General features: G+C 70.1%; 12 protein-coding genes, 5 tRNA genes and 1 riboswitch. Of the genes, 6 read left to right on the plus strand and 11 right to left on the minus strand.

The window, feature by feature from the left end; genetic code table 11:
- Nucleotides 1–211 precede the first annotated feature (211 nt).
- Nucleotides 212–418, plus strand: a complete 207-nt coding sequence (gene bldC / locus ACFY1E_RS09360) for a developmental transcriptional regulator BldC (protein ID WP_003949541.1) — start codon at nt 212–214, stop codon at nt 416–418.
- A 492-nt stretch (nt 419–910) separates the two neighbouring features.
- Here bldC and ACFY1E_RS09365 read toward each other — a convergent pair whose 3' ends face one another.
- The 10 genes from ACFY1E_RS09365 to ACFY1E_RS09410 all read right to left on the minus strand — a co-directional run bounded on the left by ACFY1E_RS09365 (nt 911) and on the right by ACFY1E_RS09410 (nt 11,406).
- The gene (locus ACFY1E_RS09365) at nt 911–1,099 is read right to left on the minus strand and encodes a DUF6274 family protein (protein WP_389073245.1); all 189 of its coding nucleotides are present in this window, start codon (nt 1,097–1,099) and stop codon (nt 911–913) included.
- 434 nt (nt 1,100–1,533) lie between these two features.
- A tRNA-Asp gene (locus ACFY1E_RS09370) sits at nt 1,534–1,608 on the minus strand.
- Nucleotides 1,609–1,702: 94 nt separating this feature from the next.
- The gene (hrpA, locus tag ACFY1E_RS09375; protein ID WP_389073247.1) at nt 1,703–5,707 is read right to left on the minus strand and encodes an ATP-dependent RNA helicase HrpA; all 4,005 of its coding nucleotides are present in this window, start codon (nt 5,705–5,707) and stop codon (nt 1,703–1,705) included.
- Nucleotides 5,708–5,789: 82 nt separating this feature from the next.
- Nucleotides 5,790–6,107, minus strand: a complete 318-nt coding sequence (locus tag ACFY1E_RS09380) for a hypothetical protein (protein ID WP_389073249.1) — start codon at nt 6,105–6,107, stop codon at nt 5,790–5,792.
- 85 nt (nt 6,108–6,192) lie between these two features.
- Complete coding sequence (locus ACFY1E_RS09385) at nt 6,193–6,378, minus strand: DivIVA domain-containing protein (RefSeq protein ID WP_389073251.1); 186 nt, start codon at nt 6,376–6,378, stop codon at nt 6,193–6,195.
- 58 nt (nt 6,379–6,436) lie between these two features.
- Nucleotides 6,437–9,277: a PKD domain-containing protein gene (locus tag ACFY1E_RS09390; RefSeq protein ID WP_389073254.1), complete on the minus strand. Its 2,841-nt coding sequence runs from the start codon at nt 9,275–9,277 to the stop codon at nt 6,437–6,439.
- 181 nt (nt 9,278–9,458) lie between these two features.
- Nucleotides 9,459–9,535 (minus strand) — tRNA-Phe (locus tag ACFY1E_RS09395).
- A gap of 24 nt (nt 9,536–9,559) precedes the next feature.
- A tRNA-Asp gene (locus ACFY1E_RS09400) sits at nt 9,560–9,634 on the minus strand.
- A gap of 41 nt (nt 9,635–9,675) precedes the next feature.
- Nucleotides 9,676–9,748, minus strand: a tRNA-Glu gene (locus tag ACFY1E_RS09405).
- Between the two features lie 80 nt (nt 9,749–9,828).
- Nucleotides 9,829–11,406, minus strand: a complete 1,578-nt coding sequence (locus ACFY1E_RS09410) for a metallophosphoesterase (RefSeq protein ID WP_389073256.1) — start codon at nt 11,404–11,406, stop codon at nt 9,829–9,831.
- 85 nt (nt 11,407–11,491) lie between these two features.
- On the opposite strand from ACFY1E_RS09410, the gene ACFY1E_RS09415 reads away from it, so the two are divergent.
- The 5 genes from ACFY1E_RS09415 to ACFY1E_RS09435 all read left to right on the plus strand — a co-directional run bounded on the left by ACFY1E_RS09415 (nt 11,492) and on the right by ACFY1E_RS09435 (nt 16,878).
- A complete protein-coding gene (locus ACFY1E_RS09415; RefSeq protein WP_389073259.1) occupies nt 11,492–11,842 on the plus strand; it encodes a metallopeptidase family protein in 351 nt (116 codons plus the stop codon).
- Nucleotides 11,843–11,918: 76 nt separating this feature from the next.
- Nucleotides 11,919–12,440, plus strand: a complete 522-nt coding sequence (locus tag ACFY1E_RS09420; RefSeq protein WP_389073261.1) for a hypothetical protein — start codon at nt 11,919–11,921, stop codon at nt 12,438–12,440.
- Nucleotides 12,441–12,657: 217 nt separating this feature from the next.
- Nucleotides 12,658–14,784, plus strand: coding sequence for a DEAD/DEAH box helicase (locus ACFY1E_RS09425; RefSeq protein WP_389073264.1), 2,127 nt, complete (start codon nt 12,658–12,660; stop codon nt 14,782–14,784).
- A gap of 338 nt (nt 14,785–15,122) precedes the next feature.
- Entirely contained in the window at nt 15,123–16,706 is a 1,584-nt protein-coding gene (locus tag ACFY1E_RS09430; RefSeq protein ID WP_389073266.1) for an amino acid permease, read from the plus strand.
- Between the two features lie 99 nt (nt 16,707–16,805).
- Nucleotides 16,806–16,878: transfer RNA gene (locus ACFY1E_RS09435), tRNA-Lys, on the plus strand.
- A gap of 128 nt (nt 16,879–17,006) precedes the next feature.
- Here ACFY1E_RS09435 and ACFY1E_RS09440 read toward each other — a convergent pair.
- Entirely contained in the window at nt 17,007–17,384 is a 378-nt protein-coding gene (locus ACFY1E_RS09440; protein ID WP_389073269.1) for an ArsR/SmtB family transcription factor, read from the minus strand.
- 80 nt (nt 17,385–17,464) lie between these two features.
- Nucleotides 17,465–17,668: riboswitch (cobalamin riboswitch) on the plus strand.
- Nucleotides 17,669–17,690: the final 22 nt, after the last annotated feature.

Here is a 17,690-nt window from a genome sequence, read left to right on the forward strand (position 1 = left end):
CATCGGCTTCCGTCGCTGATGAACACCTGGAGGGGCAATTCCATCGGTTTGGCCGACGCGGCTGGACAGATGGTGTAGTTGTAGTGCCGAGGACAAGCCGTTCGTCCTATAACCGACTCGACCCGCGTCCATCATTTCGGGCAACGCGGGTCAAGGTGCAGAATTTAGAGGAAAGAACCGAGAAGGTTCGGTTCTCCCGAGGAGGCCGCTCATGACCGCTCGCACCCCTGATGCCGAGCCGCTGCTGACCCCGGCTGAGGTCGCCACGATGTTCCGCGTCGACCCCAAGACGGTCACGCGGTGGGCGAAGGCCGGAAAGCTCACTTCGATTCGAACGCTCGGCGGGCACCGCCGCTACCGCGAGGCGGAGGTCCGTGCACTGCTCGCGGGCATCCCGCAGCAGCGCAGCGAGGCCTGAACAACTGCATAACCGGGCAAACCGGCAGGTCCCCCACTTGCCGCAGCGCCCGAACCCTGGCTCCAAGCGACGCGGGGTCTGCCCCAACAGGCTCCACGCCCACGCTCTTCAGAGCTTTCCAAGCAAGTAACAGGGTGCGTCGTCGATCGCGCTGGACTCCGCCGGGTCCAGCGCGATCTTTTTTGTGCGCCCGGAGTGCCCGGGCGGGGGTGCTGTGAGCGGCCTTGTCGGAGTCTGGGGGCGGGTGTCGGATCGCCTGTGGGGCGGGGCTGGGTGGCGTCCTGCGGCGGCCTCCCGGAGGGGTCCCCGAGTGGTGCAATTGCACATATAAAATTGACCACTTGTAGGCGGGGTGTAAGTACCGCGGTTTCAGAAACTCATGCGGTGACACCCGTCACATGCCGCGCTCCTTGTTGCCGTCGGCGTCCGTGCGCTAGAGGAGTTACGCGGTCCAGATCCCCTTGGCTGAGCGGGCGTTGGGGTGGGCGGCCGTCATGCGCCGGCGGCGCTTTCGTCCTCGACGACCTCGTCCGGGATCTCAGCGCTCCTCGGCGAGTCCAGCGCCAGCCGCAGCAGGTGGTGGCATATCGGGCAGTGGCGGGTCAGGTGGCCGTACGAGGAAGCGGCCGACAGATGCGCACGGAGCAGGGCCCGTGTCTCGTGCCTGACCGACGCCGCCATACGCCACCTCCACGGGGCCGAACGGGGAACGGCCCTGTCTTCTGGGTACCGATGGAATGTGACGCCGTCAAGACGGCATGGGGCTCCGCCGAACGCCTGAGCATGGGGTGACCACGCTGCCGTGACCGCCCTGGGGCTGCCGGCCCCGGCCCCCGCTTCGGCCCCGCGCCGGGCATGAAGAAGGCCCGCACCGTGTTGGTGCGGGTCTCTCGCTGCGGTCCTGACGGGATTTGCTGTACTCGATTGCGGCTGCGCCGCGGGCGCGGCCTCCACCTGTGTGGGCATGGAGAAAGGCCCGCACCGTGTTGGTGTGGGCCTCTCGCTGCGGTCCTGACGGGATTTGCCGTACTCGATTGCGGCTGCGCCGCGGGCGCGGCCTCCACCTGTGTGGGCATGAAGAAGGCCCGCACCTTGTTGGTGCAGGCCTCTCGCTGCGGTCCTGACGGGATTTGAACCCGCGGCCTCCACCTTGACAGGGTGGCGAGCACTCCAAACTGCTCCACAGGACCAGGTTTCGCGGCGCCATTCGTGCGTTGCGCTGCGAGAAGAGACTGTACAGGAGGGTGAGCCCGCTGGTCGAACTCACCCCCTGTGTGCGGGCGGTTACGGGACGGCCGCGTCGATCGCCTTCACGATCCGCTTGTCGGAGACCGGGTACGCCGTGCCCAGCGCGTGGGCGAAGTAGCTGACCCTCAGCTCCTCGATCATCCAGCGGATGTCCGTGACGGAGGACGGGACCGGGCGGCCCTGGGGCAGCTGTTCCAGCAGCCACGCGTACTCGTCCTGCATCTCGTGGACCTTCTCCATGCGCGTCGTGTCCCGCTGGACACCCGTCGGCATCTGCTGGAGCCGACGGTCCGCGGCCACCAGGTAGCGCATCAGGTCCGGCAGCCGCCGAAGGCCCGTCTCCGTGACGAAGCCGGGCTTCACGAGGCCGTCCAGCTGCCCCCGGACGTCCTGGAGGTTCGGGAGCAGCGCGGGGCTGCGTACGGCCTTCAGACGGCGCTCACAGGCCTGCCAGGCGGCCAGCACCTGCTGCACCTGCCCCACCGTACGGACCGTGGTGTCCACGATCTCCGCGCGCACCTTGTCGTACAGCTTCCGGTACGACTCCTCGTCCCAGGCCGGGCCCCCGAAGTCCCCGATCAGCTTGTCCGCCGCCGCCATCGCGCAGTCGTCGAACAGGCCCTGGATCGAGCCGTGCGGATTCGCGGACAGGGCGAGCTTCTGGGCGTTCGTCAGCTTCTCGGACGCGAACTTTGCAGGGTTGACCGGGATGTTGCGCAGGATCAGCCTGCGCGTGCCCTTCCACATCGCCTCCGCCTGTTCCGCCTCCGTGTCGAAGAGGCGGACCGAGACCGTGTCGCCGTCGTCGACCAGCGCCGGGTACGCCTTCACCGGCTGGCCCGCCCGGCGCGTCTCGAACACGCGGGTCAGGGAGCCGATCGTCCAGTCCGTCAGGCCCTTGCGCTCCAGGGACTGGCCGCCCTCGCGCGAGGCGGTGGCCGCGGCGGCCTGGGAGAGGGCCTTGCGGGCCTTCGGCTTCAGCTGGAGCCGAAGCGCCTCCAGGTCCTTGTCCTCGGCGAGCTTGCGCCGCCGCTCGTCGACGATGCGGAAGGTGATGCGCAGATGGTCCGGGACCTTCGACCAGTCGAAGTCGGACGCCTCGAAGGGGGCGCCGACCATGCGCTTCAGCTCGCGCGCCATCGTCACCGTCAAAGGCTCCTGCAACGACTGTGCCTGATTGCGCCCCTCCGGGGACGACGCCGTGTCCAGGAAGCGCTTGGCGAAGTTCGGTGCCGGCACGTAGTTGCGGCGGATCGGCTTCGGCAGGGAGCGGATCAGCTCGGTGACGAGTTCCTCCCGCAGGCCCGGGATCTGCCAGTCGAAGCCCTCGTCCGTCACCTGGTTGAGGACCTGGAGCGGGATGTGGACCGTCACACCGTCGGCGTCCGAGCCCGGCTCGAACTGGTACGTCACACGGAACTTCAGCGGCCCCTGCCGCCAGGAGTCCGGATAGTCGGCCTTGGTGACCGCCTCCGCCGACTCCCGGATGAGCATTTCCCGCTCGAAGTCCAGGAACTCCGGCTGCTCCTGACGCTTCCGCTTCCACCAGGAGTCGAAGTGGGCGCCGGAGACGACGTGTTCGGGCACCTTCTGGTCGTAGAAGTCGAACAGCGTGTCGTCGTCGACGACGATGTCCCGGCGCCGGGCGCGGTGCTCCAGCTCCTCGACCTCGCTCAGCAGCCTGCGGTTGTCGGCGAAGAACTTGTGGTGCGTGCGCCAGTCGCCCTCGACGAGCGCGTTGCGGATGAACAGCTCGCGGCTGACCTCGGGGTCGATCCGGCCGTAGTTCACCTTGCGCTGGGCGACGATCGGGACGCCGTACAGCGTGACCTTCTCGTACGCCATCACGGCCGCCTGGTCCTTCTCCCAGTGCGGTTCGCTGTACGTCCGCTTCAGCAGATGCTCCGCGAGCGGCTCGACCCACTCCGGCTCGATCTTCGCGTTGACGCGGGCCCACAGCCGGGACGTCTCCACCAGCTCCGCGGACATCACGAACCGCGGCTGTTTCCTGAACAGGGCCGAGCCCGGGAAGATCGCGAACTTGGCGTTGCGGGCGCCCAGATACTCGTTCTTCGCTGTGTTTTTCCCGCCCTCCCCCCCGGCGTTCTTCACGTCCTTCATGCCGATGTGCGAGAGCAGCCCGGCGAGGAGCGACACATGGATGCGGTCGGCGGGGGCGTCTTCCTCGTTGAGGTGGATGCCCATCTGCTTGGCGACCGTCCTCAACTGCGTGTAGATGTCCTGCCATTCGCGAATGCGCAGGAAGTTGAGGTACTCCTGCTTGCACATACGGCGGAAGGAGCTCGAACCCCGCTCCTTCTGCTGCTCGCGGACGTACCGCCACAGGTTGAGGTAGGCGAGGAAGTCGCTCGTCTCGTCCTTGAAGCGGGCGTGCTGCTGGTCCGCCTGGGCCTGCTTGTCCGCGGGGCGCTCGCGCGGGTCCTGGATGGACAGTGCGGCGGCTATGACCATGACCTCGCGGACACAGCCGTTCTTGTCGGCCTCCAGGACCATACGGGCCAGCCGCGGGTCGACCGGCAGCTGGGCGAGCCTGCGGCCGGTCGGGGTGAGCCGCTTGCGTACGTCCTTCTCCGCCGGGTCCAGCGCGTGCAGCTCCTGGAGCAGCTGCACGCCGTCGCGGATGTTGCGGTGGTCCGGCGGGTCGATGAAGGGGAACTTCTCGATGTCGCCGAGGCCGGCCGCGGTCATCTGCAGGATGACGGACGCCAGGTTCGTACGGAGGATCTCCGCGTCCGTGAACTCCGGGCGGGCGAGGAAGTCGTCCTCGGAGTAGAGGCGGATGCAGATGCCGTCGGACGTACGGCCGCAGCGGCCCTTGCGCTGGTTGGCGCTGGCCTGCGAGATCGGCTCGATCGGCAGGCGCTGGACCTTGGTGCGGTGGCTGTAGCGGCTGATCCGGGCGAAGCCGGGGTCGATGACGTACTTGATGCCCGGGACGGTCAGCGAGGTCTCGGCGACGTTCGTGGCCAGAACGATCCTGCGGCCCGTGTGCGGCTGGAAGACGCGGTGCTGCTCGGCGTGCGAGAGCCGGGCGTAGAGGGGCAGCACCTCGGTGAACCGGTAGTTCTTCTTGACCAGCGCGTCCGCCGTGTCGCGGATCTCGCGCTCGCCCGAGAGGAAGACGAGGATGTCGCCCTTGCCCTCGCCCTGGAGCTCCTCGACCGCGTCGCAGATCGCGGTGATCTGGTCGCGGTCGGAGTCGTCGCCGTCCTCCTCGAGGAGCGGGCGATAGCGCACCTCCACCGGATACGTCCGCCCGCTGACCTCGATGATCGGCGCGTCGCCGAAGTGCCGGGAGAAGCGCTCGGGATCGATGGTCGCGGAGGTGATCACGACCTTGAGATCGGGCCGCTTCGGCAGCAGCTGCGCGAGGTAGCCGAGCAGGAAGTCGATGTTGAGGGACCGCTCGTGGGCCTCGTCGATGATGATCGTGTCGTAGGCGCGCAGCTCGCGGTCGGTCTGGATCTCGGCGAGCAGGATGCCGTCCGTCATCAGCTTGATGAAGGTCGAGTCCTGGTTCACCTGGTCGGTGAACCGCACCTTCCAGCCGACGGCCTCGCCGAGCGGGGTGTCCAGCTCCTCGGCCACGCGCTCGGCGACCGTACGGGCGGCGATACGACGGGGCTGGGTGTGCCCGATCATCCCCCTGACCCCACGCCCGAGCTCGAGACAGATCTTGGGGATCTGGGTGGTCTTTCCGGACCCGGTCTCACCGGCGACGATGACGACCTGGTGATCGCGGATGGCCTCCGCGATGACGTCCTTCTTCTGGCTGACCGGCAGCTGCTCGGGATACGAGACGGCGGGGACCCGGCCGCGCCGCTCGCCCATCCGCTCCTCGGACTTCGCGATCTCCGCCTCGATCTCGGCGAGGACGGCGGCCTGGGCCTCGGGCTTACGGATCTTGCGCGCGCCTTCGAGCCTGCGCCCGAGCCGGTGCGCATCGCGCAGGGACAGCTCGGTCAGGCGGGGGGCGAGGGTGCCGAGGGCCGGGGTGGCGGGGGCAGGGTGCGTAGACATACGCGATCCAGGATCTCATCCCGGGGAAATCCGTGGCGAACGAATTGTCGCCCGGCGGCCCGGCGGCCCGGCGGGGGGCGGCTCAGCCCGTCCGCTGCGCCGGAGGCGGCGCGGGCGCGGGCGGCTGCTGGCCTTTGCCTCCGTCGCCCAGCGCGATGGACCTGGCGGTGTTGGAGACGGCCTTGATCCCCAGATAGGCGGTGGTCATGCTGCTCACCGCGGTGAAGGCGGCCGAGAGCACGCCCACGATCACCGACTTGTCCCCGTCGAGTCGCCACACTCCGAAGGCCGCCACGCCCACGATCGCAAGATTGCTGATCACCACGGCCAGCAGCCCGTACCGGGCCCGGTCCTTCTCCAGCTCGACATCCCGGATGGCCCTGGCCTCGTCCCGGCTCATCGTCCCCCGCCCCCCTTGGCCCTACGCCGACCAGCCAGAACGTAGCGCTGCGGCGGGTCGCTGCCAAGCCGCCCGACCGCCATCCTCAGCCGGCCCGCAGTTCGGCGATCCGGGCGTCGACCTGCGCCCGGTCGTAGCCGCGGCGGGCGAGGTCGAAGGCCGGGGGTGTGTCGGGAGTCGTGCCCGCGGCCAGCTGTGCGAGGTAGGCATCGACCTGGGCGCGGTCGTAGCCACGCCGGACGATCGCGAAGGCGAAGATCTCGGGTTCCATCCTGTCCCCTGTCAGTTTTCCTGTCCGGTTTCCTTGCTCGTTTTCCTTGTTCGTCGACTCAGCCCGCCGGGAAGACGTCGTAGTGCCCGAGAAGGTCGGCGATGACGTCGACCGGGCCGGAACCCGCGTTGTAGAGGTCGATCTCGCCGTCGGCGCCGACCTTCACCAGCGCGCGGTTGGCGGCCGTGTGTCCCTTGGTGAAGTTCAGGGAGTAGACGCCGGGGCGCGAGGTGCCGTCGGGGTACGCGACCAGGTAGCCGCTGCCGGACGGGGACGGCACGGTGAGGTTCAGGTCGACGGCGGTGACTCCGGCCGCGGGGACGCCACGCGCGCCGGTGACCTTGAGCCTGAGGGTGGAGTGCGCGGCCAGCCGGGCGATCCTGCCGGTGCCGGTTCCGGTGCGGGTGTTGAGGATGCGGGCGGGGGCGGCGGGCAGGAACTCCGAGCCGTTCGCCGTGGTGCCGTACCAGCCGACGAGGTCCGTGACGAGGTTCGCGGAGCCCCTGCCGGTGTTGCGCAGCACGACCTTGCCGTCCACGAGGGGGAGCGTGATCTGGGCGGAGGCGGTCTGACCGGTGGTCCAGTACGGGCCCGTCACGGTCGAGCCGGTGGTGCCGTGGGTGGAGACGGCGAGGCTGCCGGACGACTTGGTGGTGGTCGCGGTGACATTGAGGACCACCGCCTTCGCTCCCGACGGGACGCCGTGGGAGCCGGCGACGGGCAGCGTGACCGAGCGGCCGCCGGCGACCGGGCCGGTTGCGAGCAGACGGACCGGGGAGGCCGGGTGGTAGGTGTCGGCGTACTGGGCGTGCGACTGGAGGCCGACCGTGGCGACGTCGACCGTGACCGCGCCGGAGCTGCCGTTGTAGATGTCGACCGAGCCGGTCGGGGTGACCTTGACCGTCGCTTCGTTGAGCGCCGTGCGGCCGGGCTCGAAGTTGAGGGTGGAGGTGCCGGGGCGGGTGGTGCCGTCGGTGTACAGGGTGAGCGAGCCGCTCGCCTTGGCGTTGGTGGTGGTGAGCTGCAGTTGGGCCGCGTCGACGCCGTCGGAGTCGGCGTTCAGGATGGCCGCCGAGAGCTTCAGGACCCCGTGGGCGGCGATGGTCTTCTCGGTGTCGTGCAGGGGGGTTACGGCTACGAAGGCGTCCGCCGCGTGGAAGGTCGTGGTGGCGGTGGTGGTGCGGCCGAGGCGGTCGGTCTGGGTCAGGGTGGCGGTGTAGGTGCCGGGGGCCGGGTACTGGTGGAACGTCTGCGGGACCCCGTCACCCAGGCTGGTCCGGCTGCCGTCGCCGAAGTCCAGGTCCCGGCCGAGGACCTCCCAGGAGTCCGGCGGTTCCGGGACGGTGAAGTGCGCGGCCCCGGCATCGGTCTGGCCGTCGTTCGTGGTGTCGGCGGCTGCGGTCAGCGACGCGGGCGGTGGCGTGGGCGTACCCGCCACCATGCTGTACGCCGCAGTGCTGCTCGTCCCGTCGGAGTCGGTGACCGTGAGGCGCGCGAGGTAGCGGCCCGGCGTGGTGTACGTGTGACTGACCGGCGTGCCCGCGGAGCCGGTGGCCGGGGCGGTGCCGTCCCCGAAGTCGAGTGAGTACGTGAGTTTCTCGGGCCAGGAACTGCCGGCGTCGGTCTTCAGCACCGCGTCGAACGGCGCGACCCCGCTCGAGGGCGACGGGGCGTCGCCGGACGGGAGGGTGATGACGTCCTGCCGCTCGACGGCACCCCGGTCGGGAGGCGGGGTGCCGGTGCCGGTGTTGTCGACGAGCGGGTCGTCGGCACGCGGGTGGCCCGCGTAGTCGGTGGTGAGTTCGCCGGGCGCGGCGGCGTCGGCGGAGTCGATGAGGGGGGAATGCTCGGGCGGCAGCCCCCCGACGTACGCGTGGAGCCCGTCGATGTCGTGCGTGCCCTGCCCGGTCCCGGCCCGGAAGGCCGCGCTGGTGGCGTAGGAGGTGCCGGCCCAGGAGTATTCGGTGCGCGGCGGGGCGGAGGAGGCCGCGTCGTTCGCCGCCACGTTGTAGTCGGCGGCGACCTGGGCCGCGGAGTCGGCCGACACCGCGTAGAGCGGAGCGGTCGGGGCCGGGCAGGTGCTGCTCTGTGCCGAACCCTGGGTGATGACCACGTTGTTCTCCACCGCGCCGGAGCTTCCGCCGTCCAGGGAGATTCCACCGGCGCACGACGCCAGGACCGTGTTGCTCGTCACGTCCGCGCCGGACGTCCCCCTCACCACGATCCCGCCCTGCCGCACCGTGGTGATCACGTTGGTCGTCACGGTGACCCGGGCCGCTCCCGGCTCGACCCGCACGCCGTACGCGTAGGAGGGGCCCATCCAGCTCCGTGACACGGTGACGTCCGAGGAGGTGCCGTCCACGCTGACCGCGGATCCCGTGGCGGGGGCCTGCAGGGCCGGGTGGTTGATCGCCAGCCGGTCGAGGGTCACGTCCGTGGACCCCGTCACCGCCACGCCGTTCCCGCCGTCGTCGGTGAAGGCCAGCGAATCCACGTGTACGTGGTGGACCGCGTCCAGCGTCAGTGCGGGTGCGGAGCCGGGCCAGCCGAACACCGCCCGGGAGTTGCTCGTGCCCGGCTGCGCCCCGGTGAACGTGATCGGCGCGTCACCGGTCCCCGACCGTGTCAGGGTCACCGCTCCGGAGTACGGGTCGCCGTTCGGCGACAGGATCCGCACCGTGTCCCCCGGCTCCACCACGTCCGCCGCTGCCTGCACGGTGCAGAAGGGCAGGCTCTGCGTCCCCGTCCCGCTGTCGCTGCACGCCACGTCATGGTTGACGTACAGCGTCCCGCCGGTCCCCGGGTCCGCCACCGCCGGCCCGCTGCCCAGGCCGCTCATCACCCCCGCCACGGCGATCACGGCGAGGGACAGCCCGAGGGCGGCGCGGGGTCTGTGCATGGGATCTCCCGGGAGCGTTCGCGGTGCGGTCACGAGAACGCCGGTGGGGCAGCGTTGACATGCAGCTGTCATAGTGGCAGCCCCGGTTCAAAGGAACGCCATGATCCACTCTGCTCTTGGCAACGGGCATGAAAAACCCCCTCCGGGAAGCTCCCGAAGGGGGTTTGCCCTGACAGGGCGGTGGTGGCTGGGGCCGGGGTCGAACCGGCGACCTATCGCTTTTCAGGCGATCGCTCGTACCAACTGAGCTACCCAGCCACGAGGCTTCCGAGGAAACCTCAGCGGTCCTGACGGGATTTGAACCCGCGGCCTCCACCTTGACAGGGTGGCGAGCACTCCAAACTGCTCCACAGGACCAAGCTTTGTGAGCGACCACCAGTGTCGCACACGGTTTTGCGTGCCCCCAACGGGATTCGAACCCGTGCTACCGCCTTGAAAGGGCGGCGTCCTAGGCCGCTAGACGATGAGGGCTATCGGCCCGCCTGGGCGCTTCTCAGCGCGTCGGGGACGTGAGAAGCATATGGGATGGCGGGAGGTATCGCCAAAACGGTTTACGGGGCTGAGGTGGCAGGGGTCGGTGAGGTGGGGGTGGAAGGGGAGGGGGAAGCTCCCGGCTGGTTCTCCTTCGGGAGGTGGCGGGTGACCTCCGCCGTCGTCTCGCCCAGGCCGCCCAGTTTGATCGCGTCCCAGGCCTGGAGGTGGCGGGTGTCGCGGTCGAAGTAGAGGATCGAGGCCTCGACGGGGGCCGGGTACTTGTGCTCCAGGGCGCGCAGGCCGCTGCCGCCCGTCGAGCCCTCCATGCGCAGCCGGGTGCCGCGCGGGAGGATCTCGTCGCCCTCGTGGTGCAGGTGCCCGCACAGGACCAGCGGCACCTCGCCGTCGACCCCACGGGCCGCCGACGGCTCGTGGACCATGGCCACGTCGACGGGGGTGCCCGCGCTCTTCTGGTCGCTCAGGGCCGTCGCCAGGCGGGCACCGGCCAGTTCCTCCGACTGGGCGGCCCCCAGGGCCTTCGAACGGTCGGGGGTGAACTGCGGATCGCCCATCCCCGCGAAGCGCAGGCCCCCGACCGTCTCCGCCCGGCCGCCGTCCAGCACGTGGACGTTCTTCATGCGCTGCAGATAGCGCTGCGTGAGGTCCGAGTCGTGGTTGCCGCGGACCCAGACGTACGGCGCTCCCAGGTCCGCGATGGGGTCGAGGAAGCCGTTCTCCGCCGCCGAGCCGTGGTCCATCGTGTCGCCGGTGTCGACGATCACGTTCACCTTGTACTGGTCCACCAGCGACGCGATGATCTTCCAGCTCGCCGGGTTGAGATGGATGTCCGAGACGTGCAGGACACGGATGGTGGACGGGTCCGGCTGGTAGGCGGGGAGCGTGGACGTGACGTCGTAGAGCTTCGTCACGTTGGTCACCAGACGGGCCAACTCCTTCTGGTAGACGTTGAATTCGGTGACGATGTTGCGGGCGTTGCCGACCAGCGAGGGCGCGGAGGAGAGCAGGCCCGAGTACTTCGGTTCGAGGACGGACTCGGGGTTCCAGGTCGCGTACACCGAGGCGCCGCAGGCCATGAGGAGGGCCAGGGCCGTGCCGCCGGCGGCGAGGGCGCGGCGGGGGCGGCGGTAGACCGCGAGGCCCAGGGCGGTGGCTCCGGACACGACGGCGACGCAGGAGCGCAGGGCCACGTCGAGGGTGCCGTGCTCGACGTCGTGGGCGACCTCGTCCTGGAGGCCGGCGAGGCGTTCGGGGTGGTCCACCAGGGCCTGGGCGCGGACCGGGTCGAGCTGGTCGACGTTCACGTCCAGGCGGAGCGGCGCATGGTGGCTGTTCAGCTGCAGGGCGCCGAGCGGTGAGACGTTGATCTTCGTGCCGCCGCTGAGGGACGGCCGCAGGGTCATCGTCGTGTCCATGGGGCCGACCGGCACCCGTACGTTCCCGACGATCAGCAGCCCCAGCCAGGCACCGAGCAGGACGACGGCTGCCAGACCCAGGGCGCGGGGCCAGGGGTGCGGCTGCCGGACCAGCTCGAGGGTCGGGTGCGGACGGCGGGCGCGGTAGTGGCGGGCGAGGGTGCGCGGGGACTTGCGTACCCGGTTCAGGACGGTGGCGGCGATGGCGGGGACGCGGGCCATTGGTCCCGTATGCCCAAGTGCGGGCGCGGATATGCGAGCGGGTCCATGGCTCTCGTACGGACGGGCCGTGGCCGACAATGGGCCTGTGCTGGAGATGACGCGCGAGGAGTTCGAGGAACTGGTCGCCGAGGCGCTCGACCGGATCCCGCCGGAGCTGACGCGACTGATGGACAACGTCGCGGTGTTCGTCGAGGACGAGCCGCCGACGGACGATCCCGAGCTGCTCGGGCTCTACGAGGGCACTCCGTTGACGGACCGGGGTGAGTGGTACGCCGGGGTGCTGCCGGACCGCATCACCGTCTACCGGGGCCCGACGCTCAGGATGTGCGCGTCGCGGGAGGACGTCGTCGCGGAGACCGAGGTGACCGTGGTGCACGAGATCGCGCACCACTTCGGGATCGACGACGCGCGGCTGCACGCCCTGGGATACGGATGACCGGGGCGCGTGTCCTCTTGTGGGCGGCGGGAGTTGGGCAGGTTGACTCCTTCCCCCGCCTCGGAGGTGGCTTTCCGTGCGCCGCTTGTACGTACCCGTCCGTCTGGCCGCCACGGTCATGGCCGTCGCCGCTGCCGCCGGCTGCATGAGCGTGGGCGAGGACGGTGGCGGCGGCGCGAAGCCGTCGCACTCCGCGGGGCAGCGCGGCGGTGAGGCGCCCGACGGCGGTTCGGGCGTGTCCGGCAGGGGGTTCGGGGCCGGCGTGGCCGACGGCAAGCACAAGGGCGGCAAGCGGGAGAAGGAGAAGGACGGGGAGTCGGCGTCCCCCTCGGCCTCGCCGTCCGCGAAGGACGGCCGGTCCGCCCCTCCGGCGGGCAAGCCCGGGAACGGGAAGAGCGAGAAGCCCGGGGTTCCCGCGCCGCCCGTCGCGTCGCCGACCCCGACGCACACGGCCGAGCCGCAGCCGACGCCGACCGAGCAGCCGACCCCCGCCTCGCCGGAGCCGACCGTCGCCGAGCCGTCCTCGTCGGCGCACGAGGAGACGGCGCCGCAGTGGGCGGAGCGGGAGCCGGCGCCGACGGCGGGCTCACCCGCGTAGGGACGTGACGAGCGTCTCGGGGGATCGGTTTGCCACGGGGTGTGCAGGGTGCGTATGGTGGTAGATCGTTTGATCCCATTGCCCGGCGCCATTGCAGAGAGCGCCGCGTGGCGCGTTCTCTCCCTTGCCGTGGCTGACCGCATAGAGGCGGTCGTGATGCGAAATCACGGAGTTGACGGGCGCGTGCCGACGAGACTCCGGAAGGTTTCGCTTACGCATGTCCATTTCCAGTACTGATCACGTCGTCGTGCCCGAGAACGAAGGCATTGAGGGCGCGGCGGACGCTGTCGAGGTCACCTTCGCGGACCTCGGCCTCCCCGAGGGTGTCGTCCGCAAGCTCGCCCAGAACGGCGTGACCACCCCCTTCCCGATCCAGGCCGCGACCATCCCGGACGCCCTGGCCGGCAAGGACATCCTCGGCCGTGGCCGTACCGGCTCCGGCAAGACCCTCTCCTTCGGTCTGCCCACCCTGGCGACGCTCGCCGGCGGCCGCACCGAGAAGCACAAGCCGCGCGCGGTCATCCTCACCCCGACCCGCGAGCTCGCCATGCAGGTGGCGGACGCCCTGCAGCCGTACGGCGACGTCCTCGGCCTGAAGATGAAGGTCGTCTGCGGCGGTACGTCGATGGGCAACCAGATCTACGCCCTGGAGCGCGGCGTCGACATCCTCGTCGCCACGCCCGGTCGTCTCCGCGACATCATCAACCGCGGTGCCTGCTCCCTGGAGGACGTGCAGATCGCCGTTCTCGACGAGGCCGACCAGATGTCCGACCTGGGCTTCCTGCCCGAGGTCACCGAGCTGCTCGACCAGGTCCCGGCCGGCGGTCAGCGCATGCTCTTCTCCGCGACCATGGAGAACGAGATCAAGACCCTCGTCGACCGGTACCTCAACAACCCGGTCTCGCACGAGGTGGACGCCGCCCAGGGCGCGGTGACGACCATGTCGCACCACATCCTGATCGTGAAGCCCAAGGACAAGGCGCCGGTCACGGCCGCGATCGCCTCCCGCAAGGGCCGCACCATCATCTTCGTCCGCACGCAGCTCGGTGCCGACCGCGTCGCCGAGCAGCTGCGCGAGGCGGGCGTGAAGGCGGACGCGCTGCACGGCGGCATGACGCAGGGCGCGCGCACCCGCACGCTGGCCGACTTCAAGGACGGCTACGTCAACTGCCTGGTGGCGACCGACGTCGCGGCCCGCGGCATCCACGTCGACGGCATCGACCTCGTGCTGAACGTCGACCCGGCCGGTGACCACAAGGACTACCTGCACCGCGCCGGCCGTACCGCCCGCGCGGGCCGCACCGGCACGGTCGTCTCCCTGTCGCTGCCGCACCAGCGCCGCCAGATCTTCCGGCTGATGGAGGACGCGGGCGTCGACGCCGGGCGTCACCTCATCAACTCCGGTACCGCCTTCGAGCCCGAGGTCGCCGAGATCACCGGCGCCCGTTCGATGACCGAGGTCCAGGCCGAGTCCGCGGGCAACGCGGCGCAGCAGGCCGAGCGTGAGGTCGCGCACCTCACCAAGCAGCTGGAGCGGGCGCAGCGGCGCGCGACCGAGCTGCGCGAGGAGGCCGACCGACTGGTCGCCAGGGTCGCCCGCGAGCGCGGCGAGGACCCGGAGGCCGCGGTGGCCGAGGCGCAGGCGGCGGTGGCCGAGGCTGCCGTCGAGGCGGCCGAGGTGGCGGTTCCCGAGCAGCCCGCCGCGCAGGACGTGGACCGGACGCAGGCGCCGTCGTCGTACGAGCGTCGTGAGCGTCGGGACAACGACCGTGGCGGGTTCCGCCGTGACGACCGTCGGGACGACCGCGGTGGCCGTTCCTTCGAGCGTCGGGACAACGACCGGGGCGGGTTCAACCGCGACCGTGACCGTGGTTTCGAGCGTCGGGACAACGACCGTGGCGGGTTCCGTCGTGACGACCGTCGGGACGACCGTGGTGGCCGTTCCTTCGAGCGCCGTGACGACCGTGGTGGCCGTGGCTTCGAGCGTCGGGACAACGACCGTGGCGGGTTCCGCCGTGACGACCGTCGGGACGACCGTGGTGGCCGTTCCTTCGAGCGCCGTGACGACCGTGGTGGCCGTGGCTTCGAGCGTCGGGACAACGACCGCGGTGGCTTCCGCCGTGACGACCGTCCGGCCGGACGCTCCTTCGAGCGCCGTGACGAGCGCGGCGGTCACCGTGGCAGCGACCGCCCGTTCAACCGCGACCGCCAGGGCGACCGCCCGGGCTTCCGCTCCGGCGGCCACGAGCGCCCCTACGGCCGTCGTGACGACCACCGTGGCACCGGTGGCGGCTCCTCCTTCGGCCGCCGCGACGACAAGCCGCGCTGGAAGCGCAACGGCTGACGCCGCGTGAACTGAGCGACTGAGCTGAGCTGAGGGCCCGTACGACGTCGGTCGTACGGGCCCTTCGCATGTCCCGGACGCCGGAGGCCGGTGCAAAGGTCTACGGCGGTCGGGGAGTGGCCTGCGAGACGCTCGTCGGCGTCGGCCAGAGCGGCGGTGACGGGAAGAACGGGCTGGTCGTACGGGGCAGCGCGGGGCGCCTTCAGCACAACGGCGGCAGGGGCAATGGTTCCTGCGGCGGGCGGGCGCGGAACGGGGGCGTCGGGCAGGCCGGAAGGGGCATTTTTTGGCCATGCTGTGATGCATGTCACGACTCTGACGAGGGAATCGCTGGGGGCATGACAGATGACGCCATAGCGAGCGGGAAGTCGGGACCCTCCGACTCGGGGTTGTCCGACGAAGAACGGCTTGCCCAGCTCGGCTACACGCAGGTCCTTGCCCGCCGCATGTCGGCGTTCTCCAACTACGCGGTCTCCTTCACGATCATCTCGGTCCTCTCCGGCTGCCTGACCCTGTATCTGTTCGGCATGAACACGGGCGGCCCGTCGGTGATCACCTGGGGCTGGGTCGCCGTAGGCCTGATGACCTTGTTCGTCGGTCTGTCGATGGCCGAGATCTGTTCGGCGTACCCGACCTCCGCGGGCTTGTACTTCTGGGCCCACCGGCTGGCGCCCCCGCGGACGGCCGCCGCCTGGGCGTGGTTCACGGGCTGGTTCAACGTGCTGGGCCAGGTGGCGGTGACGGCGGGCATCGACTTCGGTGCCGCGTCCTTCCTCGGCGCGTACCTGAACCTGCAGTTCGACTTCAAGGTCACACCGGGTCGTACGGTCCTGCTCTTCGCGGCGATCCTGCTGCTGCACGGCCTCCTGAACACCTTCGGCGTGAAGATCGTCGCGCTGCTCAACGACATCAGCGTGTGGTGGCATGTGCTCGGCGTCGGCGTCATCGTCGGCGCGCTGGCCTTCGTACCGGACCACCACCAGTCAGCTTCCTTCGTGTTCACCAAGTTCGTGAACAACACGGGCTGGGGCAGCGGCGTGTACGTGGTGCTCCTCGGCCTGCTGATGGCGCAGTACACGTTCACCGGCTACGACGCCTCCGCCCATATGACGGAGGAGACGCACGACGCGTCGACGGCCGGCCCGAAGGGCATCGTCCAGTCCATCTGGACGTCCTGGATAGCGGGCTTCGTGCTGCTGCTCGGCTTCACCTTCGCCATCCAGTCCTACGACAAGGAGCTCGCCTCGCCCACGGGGGCGCCGCCGGCCCAGATCCTGCTGGACGCCCTGGGCGCCACGGCGGGCAAGCTGCTGCTCCTGGTCGTCATCGGCGCCCAGCTGTTCTGCGGGATGGCCTCGGTCACGGCCAACAGCCGCATGATCTACGCCTTTTCACGCGACGGCGCGCTGCCCTTCTCGCACGTGTGGCACACGGTGAGCCCGCGGACCCGGACGCCCGTGGCCGCCGTATGGCTGGCGGCGGTCGGGGCGCTGCTCCTCGGCCTGCCGTACCTGATCAATGTGACGGCGTACGCGGCAGTGACGTCGATCGCCGTCATCGGCCTGTACATCGCGTACGTCATCCCGACGCTGCTGCGGGTGCGCAAGGGCGACGACTTCGTGCGGGGGCCGTGGCACCTGGGCCGCTGGTCGCGTCCGGTCGGCATCGTCTCGGTGGCGTGGGTGGGCGTGATCACGGTCCTCTTCATGCTGCCCCAGGTCTCGCCGGTCACCTGGGAGAGCTTCAACTACGCCCCGGTCGCCGTCCTGGTCGTCCTCGGCTTCGCTGCGGCGTGGTGGGGCGCGTCGGCGCGGCACTGGTTCCTCAACCCGGGCCACGAACGCACGCTCGCCCGGGAGGCGTCCCGTGCGGCGGCCGCCGGGGGTGCTTCCGCGGGCGCCCCCGAAAAGGTAGATCCCTGACACTCCGGCTGGATCTTCACCTCCGGCACGGCCGTGTCCCCGATACCCGATCGGAGACGCGGCCGTGTCCGGCTATGCTCGGGGAGGCAACATCGCCAGGGGCCCTTAGCTCAATTGGCAGAGCAGTGGACTTTTAATCCATTGGTTGTGGGTTCGAGTCCCACAGGGCCTACCGGTGGTGGTCGGGGGATATGCCCTCCGACCTGCTATGCAGCGCCTGAGTCGGCTTCGGTCGGGTCGGGCGCTGCTGCGTTTTCGGGCCGGTGCGCGAGCAACCACCCGGACCGTCAGTCCGGACCGTCAGTCCGGGCCGCGTTCGCCTGCCGATTCCGGCGTGCAGTGTTTCAGCAGCGCGGAGATCGGGCCCTCGACGAGTCGGTAGCGCACGATCCGGCCGTCCTTCTCCCCCTCGACGATGCCCGCGGTCCGCAGCAGACGCAGCGCCTGGGAGACGGCCGTGTCCCGCATCCCGCTGGCGACGGCGAGGTCGGACACGGCGATGGGGCCGGCCTCCTGGAGGGCGAACAGCAGGGACAGGCGTCCGGGATCGGAGAGCAGTGAGAAGCGATCGGCCCAGGCGCGCACGCGCTCGGGGTCGCCGACGGCGGCGATGGCATCGCAGACCCGATGGCCGTCAATGGTGCGCCGCCCGGCGTGTTCCGCGGGGACGAGATGCATGCGTCCATCATCGCAGCGAACAGGTGCCGATCTCCATACCTGTTCAGCTGTGCAGCCTTGCAGCCGCTGCCGGTGGCCTTCTAGGGTGAGCGGGCCGTGGTGTTCGGGAAGCCGGTGACAGCCTTCAGAGGCTCAGTCCGGAGCGGCCCTCGCCACTGTGATCGGGGAGTTCGTCGCCCATGTCCCGCAGGGACAGCCACTGGCCGCCGCAAGGCGGTTGGGAAGGCGGACGGCGGACGTACGACCCGTCAGCCAGGAGACCGGCCACGGCATCACGAAGCTGATCCACGAGGTGCTGGAGCGTGT

It is taken from the genome of Streptomyces sp. NPDC001604 (assembly GCF_042893475.1).
GTDB lineage: Bacteria > Actinomycetota > Actinomycetes > Streptomycetales > Streptomycetaceae > Streptomyces.

Bases quoted from the DNA above. Each gene is read 5' to 3' on its own strand.
- bldC (WP_003949541.1), top strand. From the start codon at position 212: ATGACCGCTCGCACCCCTGATGCCGAGCCGCTGCTGACCCCGGCTGAG.
- ACFY1E_RS09365 (WP_389073245.1), bottom strand. From the start codon at position 1,099: ATGGCGGCGTCGGTCAGGCACGAGACACGGGCCCTGCTCCGTGCGCAT.
- ACFY1E_RS09390 (WP_389073254.1), bottom strand. From the start codon at position 9,277: ATGCACAGACCCCGCGCCGCCCTCGGGCTGTCCCTCGCCGTGATCGCC.
- ACFY1E_RS09440 (WP_389073269.1), bottom strand. From the start codon at position 17,384: ATGCATCTCGTCCCCGCGGAACACGCCGGGCGGCGCACCATTGACGGC.
- hrpA (WP_389073247.1), bottom strand. From the start codon at position 5,707: ATGTCTACGCACCCTGCCCCCGCCACCCCGGCCCTCGGCACCCTCGCC.
- ACFY1E_RS09425 (WP_389073264.1), top strand. From the start codon at position 12,658: ATGTCCATTTCCAGTACTGATCACGTCGTCGTGCCCGAGAACGAAGGC.
- ACFY1E_RS09410 (WP_389073256.1), bottom strand. From the start codon at position 11,406: ATGGCCCGCGTCCCCGCCATCGCCGCCACCGTCCTGAACCGGGTACGC.
- ACFY1E_RS09430 (WP_389073266.1), top strand. From the start codon at position 15,123: ATGACAGATGACGCCATAGCGAGCGGGAAGTCGGGACCCTCCGACTCG.
- ACFY1E_RS09380 (WP_389073249.1), bottom strand. From the start codon at position 6,107: ATGAGCCGGGACGAGGCCAGGGCCATCCGGGATGTCGAGCTGGAGAAG.
- ACFY1E_RS09385 (WP_389073251.1), bottom strand. From the start codon at position 6,378: ATGGAACCCGAGATCTTCGCCTTCGCGATCGTCCGGCGTGGCTACGAC.